At 37.6% G+C, this 12,871-nt stretch carries 13 protein-coding genes; 11 read left to right on the forward strand and 2 right to left on the reverse strand.

Annotation, left to right across the window (positions count from 1 at the left end; genetic code table 11):
• The first annotated feature begins 31 nt into the window (after positions 1–31).
• From G532_RS0101230 to spoVM, 6 genes are read left to right on the forward strand one after another with little or no spacing between them, the layout of a single operon-like run.
• Positions 32–790 (forward strand): Stp1/IreP family PP2C-type Ser/Thr phosphatase, encoded by a 759-nt coding sequence (locus tag G532_RS0101230; RefSeq protein WP_027963142.1) that lies wholly within the window; start codon positions 32–34, stop codon positions 788–790.
• The gene (gene pknB, locus G532_RS0101235) at positions 787–2,796 is read left to right on the forward strand and encodes a Stk1 family PASTA domain-containing Ser/Thr kinase (protein WP_027963143.1); all 2,010 of its coding nucleotides are present in this window, start codon (positions 787–789) and stop codon (positions 2,794–2,796) included. The genes G532_RS0101230 and pknB overlap by 4 nt, the downstream gene beginning before the upstream one ends.
• A gap of 16 nt (positions 2,797–2,812) precedes the next feature.
• Positions 2,813–3,700, forward strand: a complete 888-nt coding sequence (rsgA, locus tag G532_RS0101240; protein ID WP_027963144.1) for a ribosome small subunit-dependent GTPase A — start codon at positions 2,813–2,815, stop codon at positions 3,698–3,700.
• Positions 3,701–3,702: 2 nt separating this feature from the next.
• On the forward strand, positions 3,703–4,359 hold the full coding sequence (rpe, locus tag G532_RS0101245; protein ID WP_027963145.1) for a ribulose-phosphate 3-epimerase: 657 nt from the start codon (positions 3,703–3,705) through the stop codon (positions 4,357–4,359).
• Between the two features lie 4 nt (positions 4,360–4,363).
• Positions 4,364–5,005 (forward strand): thiamine diphosphokinase, encoded by a 642-nt coding sequence (locus tag G532_RS0101250; protein WP_027963146.1) that lies wholly within the window; start codon positions 4,364–4,366, stop codon positions 5,003–5,005.
• A 58-nt stretch (positions 5,006–5,063) separates the two neighbouring features.
• Positions 5,064–5,141 carry a stage V sporulation protein SpoVM gene (spoVM, locus tag G532_RS15760; protein ID WP_084500491.1) on the forward strand — a complete coding sequence of 26 codons (78 nt, stop codon included), beginning with the start codon at positions 5,064–5,066 and terminating at the stop codon, positions 5,139–5,141.
• Between the two features lie 80 nt (positions 5,142–5,221).
• Here the strand turns inward: spoVM and rpmB are convergent, their stop codons facing one another.
• Positions 5,222–5,410: a 50S ribosomal protein L28 gene (gene rpmB / locus G532_RS0101255; RefSeq protein WP_027963147.1), complete on the reverse strand. Its 189-nt coding sequence runs from the start codon at positions 5,408–5,410 to the stop codon at positions 5,222–5,224.
• A gap of 204 nt (positions 5,411–5,614) precedes the next feature.
• On the opposite strand from rpmB, the gene G532_RS0101260 reads away from it, so the two are divergent.
• Together G532_RS0101260 and G532_RS0101265 are read left to right on the forward strand one after the other, a co-directional pair.
• On the forward strand, positions 5,615–5,974 hold the full coding sequence (locus G532_RS0101260) for an Asp23/Gls24 family envelope stress response protein (RefSeq protein ID WP_027963148.1): 360 nt from the start codon (positions 5,615–5,617) through the stop codon (positions 5,972–5,974).
• Positions 5,975–6,006: 32 nt separating this feature from the next.
• Positions 6,007–7,680, forward strand: a complete 1,674-nt coding sequence (locus G532_RS0101265) for a DAK2 domain-containing protein (RefSeq protein WP_027963149.1) — start codon at positions 6,007–6,009, stop codon at positions 7,678–7,680.
• A gap of 131 nt (positions 7,681–7,811) precedes the next feature.
• On the opposite strand, the gene G532_RS0101270 is transcribed toward G532_RS0101265, so the two are convergent.
• Positions 7,812–9,071, reverse strand: coding sequence for an NCS2 family permease (locus tag G532_RS0101270; RefSeq protein WP_027963150.1), 1,260 nt, complete (start codon positions 9,069–9,071; stop codon positions 7,812–7,814).
• Positions 9,072–9,242: 171 nt separating this feature from the next.
• On the opposite strand from G532_RS0101270, the gene sdaAB reads away from it, so the two are divergent.
• From sdaAB to recG, 3 genes are read left to right on the forward strand one after another with little or no spacing between them, the layout of a single operon-like run.
• Positions 9,243–9,905 (forward strand): L-serine ammonia-lyase, iron-sulfur-dependent subunit beta, encoded by a 663-nt coding sequence (sdaAB, locus tag G532_RS0101275; protein WP_027963151.1) that lies wholly within the window; start codon positions 9,243–9,245, stop codon positions 9,903–9,905.
• Positions 9,906–9,926: 21 nt separating this feature from the next.
• The gene (gene sdaAA / locus G532_RS0101280; RefSeq protein WP_027963152.1) at positions 9,927–10,811 is read left to right on the forward strand and encodes an L-serine ammonia-lyase, iron-sulfur-dependent, subunit alpha; all 885 of its coding nucleotides are present in this window, start codon (positions 9,927–9,929) and stop codon (positions 10,809–10,811) included.
• A 5-nt stretch (positions 10,812–10,816) separates the two neighbouring features.
• Positions 10,817–12,853, forward strand: a complete 2,037-nt coding sequence (gene recG, locus G532_RS0101285; protein WP_035512409.1) for an ATP-dependent DNA helicase RecG — start codon at positions 10,817–10,819, stop codon at positions 12,851–12,853.
• The last annotated feature ends 18 nt before the right edge of the window (positions 12,854–12,871 follow it).

Here is a 12,871-nt window from a genome sequence, read left to right on the forward strand (position 1 = left end):
AATAATTACCTAAAGTGAGGTGCAACGTTTCATGCATGCAGTTTTTCGAACGGATCAAGGAAAGGTTCGCAAGGCTAATGAAGATTATGGTGGTGTGTTTCATAATCAATCGAATCAATTATTAGCTGTAGTTGCAGATGGAATGGGAGGACATAACTCAGGGGATGTAGCTAGTAAATTAGCGGTAGAAGGTCTACAGCAAATGTGGGAAAATTCAACTTCTTTTACAGATGTAATCTTAGCTAAGGAATGGCTGGAAAATGCATTTGCAAAAGTTAATGAGACGATTTTAACATACTCTAAAAATAATCAAGAGTGTTCAGGAATGGGCACGACACTACTTGCTATGATTGTTATTGACCGTTTTGTTGTTGTTTCACATATCGGCGACAGTCGGCTGTATTATATTACGGATGAAACGATCGAACAAATTACAGAAGATCATTCCTTTGTTAATGAACTTGTTTTACAAGGACAAATTACCAAGGAAGAAGCAGAAGAGCATCCAAGGAAAAATATATTAACTAGAGCAATTGGTACCGACCAAACTATAAAGGTAGATACTACAACCTTTGTATGGCAAACAGGAGCAGTATGTGTGCTTTGTACAGATGGATTGACGAATAAATTATCAGATTCTGATCTGCTTTCGACGTATCAAAACTTCGAAACGGATGAAGAAAAAGTCCAAAACCTTCTTTACCAGGCAAACCATCGTGGAGGAGAAGATAATATAACGGTCGCTTTAGTTAATTTTGCTTCTGAGGAAAATGAAGGTGACACCTTATGATTTTAGGTACTGTGCTAAATGAACGTTATAAGATCATTCGTTACATAGGTGGCGGAGGAATGGCCAATGTTTACCTTGGGGAAGATTTAATTTTAAATCGAGAGGTTGCCTTGAAAGTTCTGAAACCAGAGTACTCTAATAATGCAGAGTTTATTGAAAGGTTCAGAAGAGAAGCTGAATCAGCAATTAGTTTGTCCAATGACCATATAGTAAATATATTTGACGTTGGAAAAGAAGATGAAACCTATTACATGGTGATGGAATATATTGACGGGATGACACTGAAGGAATATATCCATCATAAAGGATCTGTTTCGACTCAAGAAGCAGTTGCAATAATGCTTCAACTTACGGATGCGATTAACCATGCCCATGATAACGGAATCATTCACCGAGATATCAAACCACAAAATATCTTAATGAACCAAACCGGAGCAGTTAAGATTACCGATTTTGGAATTGCTAGAGCTTTAAGCTCCACTTCATTTACGAAAACGAATGATGTAATGGGGAGTGTTCATTACCTATCGCCTGAACAAGCCCGTGGAGGAGTAGCTACTAAGAAGTCAGATATATACTCCTTAGGTATAGTTTTTTATGAATTGCTTACTGGAAGAATGCCTTTTTCTGGTGAATCTGCTGTTTCGGTTGCTTTAAAGCATATGCAAACAGACACACCTTTTGTCAGAAGTTTTGATGAAAGTATTCCTCAAAGTGTAGAAAACGTGGTTTTAAAATCAACGGTGAAGAACCCTTTACATCGTTATCAGACGATAGATGAGTTAGAAGCGGATTTACAAACGGTTTTACACGCTGATCGCAGTGATGAGGCAAGATACGTACCTCCTGTGGAAGTAGGGGAAGAAACCAAGGCAATCCCTGCAATTAAAGATCAAGCACAATTCACCTCTACGAATAAAGAGGAAACGCTGCTAATGAATAAACATAATAAAGAAGACCGTCCACCTAAGAAGTCTAAGAAGTGGATTGCTTTTGTTACTTCAGGTATTATACTTGCAATCGCTTCGATTGTGATAGCGTTATTTGTATTGCCGGGGTTATTTATGCCTAACGATGTAACAGTTCCTGATATGGAAGGGTATACATATGAAGAAGCTGTGACGGAGCTATCTAACCTAGGCCTTGAAGTGGAAAGGGATTCTGTATTCTCTGACGAAATGGAAGAAGGATATGTTCTAAGATCTAGTCCTAGAGCTAATTCTTCAGTAAAGGAAGGGTCATTAGTTACTCTTGTCACTAGTTTGGGTCAAGAGAAAATTGAATTTCCAGATTATATTGGAAGTGATTTTGAAGAAACACGTCGTTATTTAGAATCAAACGGATATAGAGAAGTTATTTCCTATGGAAGAGAATCTGACCGACCTGAAGGAGAAATCATCGGACAAGTTCAACCGGACCCGGGTGAGGAAATCATTCCTGAAGAAACAAGAGTTATTTTTGATGTTAGTTTAGGACCACCAACGGTTAGTTTATCCTCTTTTGCAGGTTGGTCTTTAGAAGCGGTACAAGAGTATATTAGAGATAATAATCTAACTTTGTCCATAAATGAGGAGAATTCAGATGAAGTACCTGAAGGCAGAATCATTAGACAAAACCCTAGTCCTAATACGGAGTTACAAGAAGGCGAGAATGTAACTATTTATGTGTCGGAAGGCCCCGACCTTCAACCACAAACACGTGAAATCTCTTTAACAGTTGAATACAACGATGACTTAGACGAAGATACCGCAGAGGATGAAGAATCAGATGAAGACTCCGAGGAAGAATCTGAAGAAGAATCCGAAGAAAGCGAACCACAGGGCCAAGAAGTTCAAATCTTTATTGATGATATGGAAAATGACATGAACGAGCCTGCCTTCGAAGATACGATCTTTGAAGATACAACGTATACTTTTGAAGTAACAATTGAACCAGAAGAATCTGCTTCCTATCGCGTATTAAGAGATGGGGAAGTGTACCAACAAGAAACGATTGATTACGATTAATGAAGGGGTTGCATGCATGTTAAAAGGAAAAATCATTCGTGCTCTAAGCGGTTTTTATGATGTACAACTAGATGACCGAATTATTCGCTGTAAAGGAAGGGGTCTTTTCCGCAAGAAGCAAGTTACACCACTTGTAGGAGATATTGTAGAACTAGATTTAGATAGCCCCCAAGCTTCTACAGGGATGATTCAGCATGTTCTAGAGCGAACGAATGAATTAGTTAGACCTCCTGTTGCAAACATAGATCATGCTCTAATTGTACAGTCAATTACAGAGCCTGAATTAAACCCTATTTTACTTGATCGTTTTCTCGTTTTAGCAGAATCGAAAAGAATTGAGCCGGTAATATTGTTTACGAAAAAAGACCTGGCATCTTCTAAAATTTCCGAGCATGCAAACTATTATAAAGATGCATATGAAAAGATTGGATATCAAGTTATTGAAACTTCAACCGAACCTGATTTGTTAGTACAATCACTGGAGTCTATTGTAAAAAACAGAGTTTGTGTAATTGCTGGACAATCAGGGGTAGGAAAATCTACCCTTTTAAACCGGATCGAACCAGACCTAAATATTGAAACGGCGGATATTTCTAAAAGTTTAGGTAGAGGAAAGCATACCACTAGACATGTGGAACTATATCAATTACTAGGTGGCTTTATTGTAGATACCCCTGGTTTTAGTTCGTTAGATTTTGCAGAACTAACTCTCGAGGAGTTAAGAGAAACATTCATCGAATTTGAGAGAATCTCTGAACATTGTAAATTTAGAGGTTGTTTCCATATTAATGAACCAAAATGTGCTGTAAAAGATGCATTAGAAACAGGGGAAATAGAATCTTTTCGGTATAAACATTATCAATTGTTTCACGAAGAAATAAAAAATAGAAAGCCGAGGTATTAATAATGGTTAAAATAGCACCTTCGATCTTATCAGCTGATTTTTCTAAATTAGGTGAAGAAATTAAAGCAGTCGAAAGTAACGTTGATTATATCCATGTAGATGTGATGGATGGTCATTTTGTTCCAAATATAACAATTGGTCCATTAATTGTAGATGCGATACGGCCAGTAACTGACTTGCCGTTAGATGTACATTTAATGATAGAAAACCCTGAGAACTATATACCTGCTTTTGTTAAAGCTGGCGCAGATATAATTACTGTGCACCAAGAAGCTTGTCCACATTTACATCGTGTCATTCAATTGATTAGAAACGAGGGAGCGAAGCCGGGTGTAGTAATTAATCCTGCAACTCCGGTAGAATCCATTGAACCGATATTGCAAGATATAGATCTTGTATTAATTATGACAGTTAACCCTGGATTTGGTGGTCAGTCGTTCATCCATTCCGCTATTTCGAAGATTGAGAAATTGGCAGAAATAAGAGATGAATTTGGATTTGATTTTGAGATTGAAATTGATGGAGGCGTGAATGAATCGACAGCTGCTTTATGTGTCGAGGCAGGAGCTGATGTGCTTGTAGCAGGAAGTGCTATTTTTAATAAGGAAGATCGTATAAAGGCTATTGAACAGATTCGTGAAAGCTCTCAGTCGGAGTAAGAAAATGACTACAATCGGAATTGTTGCCGGAGGACCTAAAGAAGAATTACCGGATTTAAATGCTTATAAGACGGTTACTACTTGGGTTGGAGTGGATGAGGGTTGCTTATATATTTTAGATTCTGACCAATCGCTTGAGGTCGCAATCGGGGACTTTGATTCAGTAACTCAAGCTGAATTTAATCGGATTAAAAGACAAACAGATGTTGTAAAAAAAGTTGCTGTTGAAAAGGATCAGACAGACCTAGAATTAGCTATTTCTTATGTTATAGATTTAGAGCCTTCACTTGTATATATTTTTGGTGCAACTGGCGGAAGGTTGGACCATGCTTGGATGAATATGCAACTTACTCATCAATTCGATCAAAATAGTATAGAATCTTGGATTTGTAACAAGGATAACGAACTTACACTTAAACATCCGGGAACGCACATAATTAAGTTTGACCCACGTTTTTCGTATATATCATTCCTTTCCATGACAGAACTTGTTGCTAATTTTACAGTGAAAGACTTGAAGTATGATTTGTCTTCTAAAGATATCGTTTTTGGGTCATCTTTAACCATCTCAAATGAGTGGACAGGAAAAAATGGTACTTATTCATTTTCTAGTGGCATACTATTAGTTATAAAGAGTCGAGATTGAGCAATAAATTAATTTAGACTCATTTGAATACTGATAGGTTTTTTCTAGGAGGGGGAAGATGAAATTCTATACGATCAAGCTTCCAAAGTTTCTGGGTGGAATGGTTCGTGCTTTTATGGGGATGTTTAGTAAATAGCACAAAATTAAAAAGCTGTCTCGTAAGTTATTTAACTTACGAGACAGCTTTTTATACGTGCATGTGTAACAGAAAACTAATTATACGCGTTCTACTTTACCAGATTTTAGAGCACGTGTAGAAACATAAACACGCTTTGGTTTACCGTCTACCATAATACGCACTTTTTGTACGTTAGATTTCCATTTACGTTTATTAGCGTTCATTGCGTGAGAACGATGGTTACCAGTAGATGTTTTACGTCCAGTAACTTGGCATTTACGAGCCATTAGTAATCCCTCCTGCTTAATCTTAATCTCTTAATTTAGATACTTTTATACTTTATCATATGGTAAATAGCATTTCAATCCTAACAAGTGCATTTCTATCAAGAATTTTATCTTGACAGCCAGAACTTCTACCGATAACCTTTTAAAATGTGAATGGTTGTAGTAAAATATCCATAGTTATAGCTAGTTACGAGGAGGATCATTATGACGATTGAATTTCATAATCAATATGGAAACGTGTCGATAACCAAAGAAGTAGTATCAACTATTGCTGGCGGAGCTGCAATGGAATGCTATGGAATTGTAGGAATGGCTTCTAGAAAACAAATAAAAGATGGCTTATCGGAAATATTAGGTAAGGAGAATTTCACTAAAGGTGTGGTTGTAAGGCAAGAAGACGATGATCTAATGATTGATATGTATATCATCGTAAGCTATGGCACAAAAGTTTCAGAAGTAGCTCATAATGTTCAAAATCAAGTTAAATATGCTCTGAAGAAGATGGTAGGGCTAGATGTGGTGTCCGTTAATATATATATTCACGGGGTACGAGTAACAAATTAATAATGACTTGTAGTTTAGAGGAGGAAGGCAACGTGTCAAAACATGAATTAAATGGTAAGCGGTTTGCTGAGATGGTTTTATTAGGAGCAAATCATTTATCAAGCCAATCAGATATGATTGATAGCTTAAACGTATTTCCGGTTCCTGATGGAGATACAGGGACAAATATGAACCTAACGATGACATCTGGTGCTACGGAAGTTGAGAAATTAACTGAAGACCACATTGGAGAGGTTTCCGGAGCACTAGCAAAAGGGTTATTAATGGGTGCAAGAGGTAATTCAGGAGTCATTCTTTCTCAACTTTTCCGCGGATTTTCTAAGCACGTGAAAGAATACGAAAAAGTGAACACAACAGAGTTTGCAAATGCATTGCAAGCAGGTGTGGAAACGGCTTATAAAGCTGTGATGAAACCAGTTGAAGGGACTATTTTAACCGTAGCAAAAGATGCGGCTAATTTTGGTGTGGAAGCAGCTAAAACAACAGATGAGTTGATTCCTTTCATGGAGAAAGTCCTAAATGAAGCAAAAGAATCGCTAGAAAGAACGCCTGACCTACTCCCAGTTTTAAAAGAAGTTGGAGTGGTTGATAGTGGTGGACAAGGTCTTGTAACTGTTTATGAAGGATTTTTAAGTGCTTTAAAAGGCGAAGAACTCCCTGAAAAGAAAACACCTAATCTAGAGGATTTAGTTAGCACGGAACATCACAAAATGCATCAAGACTTTATGGACACAGAAGACATTGAATTTGGCTACTGCACGGAGTTTATGGTTAAATTTGAAAATGATAAATTAAAGGATAACCCTTTTGATGAAGAAGCTTATCGTCAAGAATTAAGTAACCATGGAGATTCTTTATTAGTAGTATCTGATGAAGATGTGGTTAAGGTACATATACACGCAGAATACCCAGGAGAAGTAATGACGATTGGTCAGAAGTACGGTAGTTTAATTAATATGAAAATCGAAAATATGCGAGAGCAACACACTTCACTTATAGGTGAAAATCGTGAATCAAATCAACCTAATCAAAAAACTGAAGTGAAACAGAAACTTGCAGTTGTAACTGTTGGAATGGGAAGCGGAATTAAGGAGATGTTTGAAAGCCTTGGAGCAGCAATAGTTATTGAAGGTGGACAAACGATGAATCCAAGTACTCAAGATATTGTAGAAGCAATTAATGAAGCACACGCTGAAAACGTACTTGTTTTACCAAACAACAAAAACATTGTGATGGCTGCTGAACAAGCACAAGACCTAGTGGAATGCGAAGTAAAAGTTGTTCCAACGAAAACAGTGCCTCAAGGAATGAGCGCAATGTTAGCACTTAACTTTGACACTGATTTGCATACAAACCACGAGGCAATGACGGCAGCTATGGACGATGTTAAAACTGGTCAAGTGACTTATGCAATTAGAAATACGCAGATTGATGGTCGCGAAATTGAAGAAGGTAATTTCATGGGTATTCTAGATGGGGCGATTAAAGCAGTTAACCCCGATAAAATGAAAGCGATCTATGAGTTATTAGAGAATCTAATCGACGACTCTGAAGATGAGATTATTACTATCCTTCAAGGGGAAGAGTCCTCAGAAGATGAAGTTGAACAAATAGAAGTATTTATTGAAAAGAATTTTGATGAAATAGAAGTAGAAGTTCATCAAGGTAATCAACCAATTTATTCCTTTATTTTCTCTGTTGAATAATAACTGATCGGCCTGATGTTGATCCAGGCCGAATTATTTTTGTTAATACCACCAAAAAAACACGCAAATTCTTGTCTTTGTCTTTATAAATAGTAAAGACAAGGATAAGAATTGCGTGTTTTTTAATTCGTTTACATGATTGCTTTAAAAATAAATTCTAATAGGAACAAGAAAGAGATAAATAATAGCAACGGAGTAACTTCACTCTTTCTATTTGCAAAGATTTTAACAATTGGATAGGCTATAAAGCCAAACGCCATACCATCTGCGATAGAATAGGTGAATGGAATCATAAACATAATTAAAAATGTAGGGAATGCTTCTGTAAGGTCATCTACTTGTATGTGCTTAATGCTTTGCATCATCAAAACACCAACAATAATTAATATTGGACTGATAGCGCTTGCTGGCACTAACGATATATATGGGATGATAAAGAATGTAGCTAAGAATAAAATCCCTATAACCACACTTGTCAGACCTGTTTTGGCTTTTGCTGTGATCACTGCCGCTGTTTCTGCAGCTGGTATTGTCGGCGATGTACCGAAAAACCCACTAAGCAGAGATGACATAGCAGTACTTTTATTAGCTTTGTTGAACTTTTCATGTTGGTCTAGCATTTCTAGCTGTCCATGTAATAACCCCATACTTTCAAAGATTAAAACAATCGCAAGCGGTAAAACTGCTATCCAGAATGTAATTTGCCACATATGATCAAAGGTTGGAAGAACAAACAAGTCACTTACACCATCAACTGTAATGGAAGTTGGTTCTGTATCAAGGACACCGAACACATAAGCGATTCCTGTTCCAATTACCATCGTAATCAAAAAGTTGGCTGGTACATTCTTCATAAATAAAATGATTCCAACTAATAACGATAACAAACTCACAATAACAGCAGGTGATGAAAAGTCACCTAATTCGATAATGGAATACTCTCCACTTACAATGACGTTACCATTTTCAAGTCCAATTAATACTAGAAAAAGGCCTAACCCAATGGTGATTCCATGCTTCAATGCATCGGGAATCGCTTTTTTAAATATTTCACCCAATGGGGTAATAGCTGTGATTAAAAAGATCGATCCTGCTACAATAACGACTCCTAAACCTTGAGAATAGGTGAAGTCATATTGCTGCACAATAGAGTAGGCAAATAAAGCGTTGACTCCCATTCCAGGAATAACGATGATTGGAACTCTTGCCCAGAATCCCATTAACAAACACCCAACTGTGCTTGCAAGGATCGTAGCGATCATTGCATCTTCTCGGTCAATACCTGCATCACTCAAGATGGTGCTATTTACCACAACGATGTATACGGTGGTTAAATAGCCAATGATTCCTGCAATAATTTCGTTTGACCATTTTTGCTTTTTATCTAACATGAAACTCCTTCTTTACAAAATAGCCCTCGCCCTCCCAGGTATGAAACCCATGCAATATTATAGCTATTTCGTTACTTGATATCAAATATGTTTGTTCTTCAAGCGATAGTTGTTGGAATTTTAGTGATTTCACGATAAAATGGAAGTAGAATGATGAAGGTGGTGCTTGTTATGAAATTCAGATCCGTATTTGACATAATAGGGCCGGTAATGATTGGTCCATCAAGTTCTCATACTGCTGGTGCAGCAAGAATTGGTAAAATGGCAAGACAATTATACGGAAGACCTCCACAATGGGCTAAAGTTCATTTGTATGGTTCTTTCGCTAAAACATATCAAGGTCATGGAACAGATGTGGCAATCGTTGGTGGCTTATTAAATTTTGATACGTATGACGAGCGAATAAAAGAAGCTTTTGATTACGCTAAGGAAGCAGGTATGGAAGTAGATTTTATTGAAGAGGAAGGGTCCTCCGATCATCCAAACACAGCAAGAATTAAGCTTGGCGATGAAACGGGCGAGTTTGAATTAGTAGGTATATCTATTGGTGGAGGAAAAGCAGAGATCACCGAGTTGAATGGCTTTGAACTTCGATTAACTGGAGAGTCCCCTGCAATATTAGTTATGCACAACGACCGCTATGGCGCAATTGCAGCTGTAACTAAGGTGTTAGCGCAATATGAAATCAATATCGGTCATATGGAAGTTGCACGTAAAGAAGCAGGTCAAGAAGCCATGATGGTAATTGAAACAGACGGTAGAATACCTGAAGTAGCTATGGAAGAATTAAAGGATTGTGAGCATATATTACAGGTCGTTACGATTTCAGAATAGGTCAATAGAGGGGTGATTTGTATGTTTAAAAATGTTAGTGAATTAATAGAGCTTGCTGAAACAGAAGGAATCCCTATTTCTGAAGTAATGATTCGTCAAGAGGTAAAGGAAACGGATAAACCTCGTGAAGAAATTTTTGCAGAAATGGGAAGAAATTTAGATGTAATGGAAAAAGCAGTAGAAGAAGGACTGGAAGGTGTAGAATCTCGTTCTGGTTTAACTGGTGGAGACGCGGTATTACTTCGTAAATATATGGAGGAACATGAAAGCCTGTCAGGAAACCTAATATTAGATGTTATTAGTAAAGCGGTTGCAACAAATGAAGTAAATGCTGCGATGGGAACAATTTGCGCGACGCCAACTGCTGGAAGTGCAGGTTGTGTTCCTGGCGTATTATTCGGATTGAAACCAAGACTCAATCCAACACGCGATCAGATGATTAGATTCTTATTCACATCAGGTGCTTTTGGTCAAGTTATAGCAAACAATGCCTCTATATCAGGCGCGGCTGGTGGCTGCCAAGCAGAAGTTGGTTCAGCAGCAGGAATGGCGAGTGCTGCTGCAGTAGAACTAGCTGGTGGCACACCGCAACAATCGGCAGAAGCAATGGCAATTACACTTAAAAACATGCTTGGACTTGTTTGTGACCCAGTAGCAGGCTTGGTGGAAGTTCCATGTGTAAAAAGAAATGCGATGGGCTCCTCGCAAGCGATTGTTTCAGCTGATATGTCATTAGCTGGGGTAACGAGCAGAATACCTTGTGATGAAGTAATTGGAGCGATGTTTAAAATCGGTCAAAGCATGTCTCCTGCTCTAAAGGAAACTGGTGAGGGTGGACTTGCAGCAACACCAACAGGTAGAGAACTAGCTAAAAAAGTATTCGGGCCGGCTTTAGGAAGTGAGTGATCGATGTGTTAGAACAATCAGTAAGTGAAATTCCAAGCGTAGGTGAGAAAACGAAAGAACAACTTGAATTATTAAACATTAGGAAAGTGGAGGATTTACTCTTCCACTTTCCTTTTCGTTATGACTTTTTAGAATTGAAATCCTTACAAGAAATTGCACATGACGAAGTCGCATCGATTGAAGGTGAAGTCGCAACAGAACCTCATGTTAGCTATTTTGGTAAGAAGAAAAATAGATTAACGTGTACGATTCAAGTCGGGTTAGTTGCAGTAAAAGCCGTTTTTTTCAATCAAGCATTTTTAAAAGATCAATTAACGATGGGTAAAACAGTGACTTTAACAGGAAAATGGGATATGCACAGGTTACAATTAACGGTGCATAAGTTTCACCGGGAAACATTTGATGAAGCGGAATACATTGAACCAGTTTATTCAACGAAGGGTTCGTTAACTAACCCGATGATCAAAAAAATGATTGCTTATTCTTTAAAAGCAGCATTGCCTGAAGTAAAAGAAATGTTACCCCCGGATTATTTACATAATTACAAACTACCTGGGCGTCAGGAAGCCATTCACACAATGCATCGCCCGGAAAATAAATATGCCTTAAAACATGCAAAAAGGCGGTTTATTTACGAGGAATTACTACTTTTCCAACTAAAAATGCAATGGATTAGACAGGTTGAAAAAGAAAAAACGGAGGGTTCAAAAAAGGTTTTCACAAATGAGTTGGTATCTGGCTTTATCAAATCCTTACCTTTTGATTTAACCCCAAGCCAAAAACGTGTAAATGATGAAATTCTATCAGACCTCTCCAGTGAACAGCGAATGAATCGTCTATTACAAGGAGATGTTGGTTCAGGCAAAACGGTTGTTGCTGCTTTAGGTATTTACGCAACAAAATTATCTGGTCAACAAGGTGCACTAATGGTGCCGACAGAAATATTAGCTGAACAACACGTAGAATCACTAAGCGAAATATTTGGAGTACAGTTAAACATAGAATTACTTACAGGTTCTATAAAAGGGAAAAAGCGACAGGCTATTTTAGAGCGTTTGGTGGCCGGTGAAATTGATTTACTAGTAGGTACTCATGCTTTAATTCAACCTGATACTCACTTTCATCAATTAGGTATTGTGATTGTGGATGAACAGCATCGTTTTGGCGTTGCTCAGAGAAAACAATTACGAGATAAAGGACTAACACCTGATGTTTTATTTATGACAGCAACGCCTATACCGAGGACATTATCCATTACATCATTTGGCGATATGGATGTATCAGTGATTGATGAAATGCCTAAAGGTCGTTTGCCAGTTGAAACATATTGGGTGAAAGAAAACATGCTTGAACGTGTTCATCAATTTATTGTTAAAGAGGCAGAAAAAGGCCATCAATCGTATATTATTTGTCCATTAATTGAGGAATCTGATCAATTAGACATTCAAAATGCAGTAGATGTATATAATGATTTAGGAGAGAGGATGCCAGGTCATATTAAAGTAGGGCTAATGCATGGACGATTAAAGTCCGATGAGAAAGACGATATGATGCGCGCATTTGCAAATAACGAAATTCAAGTATTGGTTTCTACAACTGTTATAGAAGTTGGTGTAAACGTACCAAATGCTTCACTTATGGTTATTTATGATGCAGAAAGGTTTGGATTAGCCCAATTACATCAACTTCGCGGACGAGTTGGAAGAGGACACACTCAAAGCTATTGTATTTTGTTAGCTGATCCAAAATCGGAAAACGGGAAAGAACGCATGCAAGTCATGACAGAAACGAACGATGGGTTTGAATTGTCTGAGCATGACTTAAAAATTAGAGGACCCGGTGATTTCTTTGGAAAAAAACAGAGTGGATTACCGGAGTTTAAGGTTGCCGATTTGGTAGAAGATTATCGTGCTCTTGAAGTTGCGAGAAAAGATGCAGTTGAGATTATGAAAAAAGACTTATTAAACAAAGACAAAAATTATGTTCTGATAAAGGAAATGCTTGAAAATGATCCGTATTTACAAGAACGAATTTTTGATTAATAATTGCATCTTCTACAA

It is taken from the genome of Halalkalibacillus halophilus DSM 18494 (genome assembly GCF_000423105.1).
Classification (GTDB): domain Bacteria; phylum Bacillota; class Bacilli; order Bacillales; family Alkalibacillaceae; genus Halalkalibacillus; species Halalkalibacillus halophilus.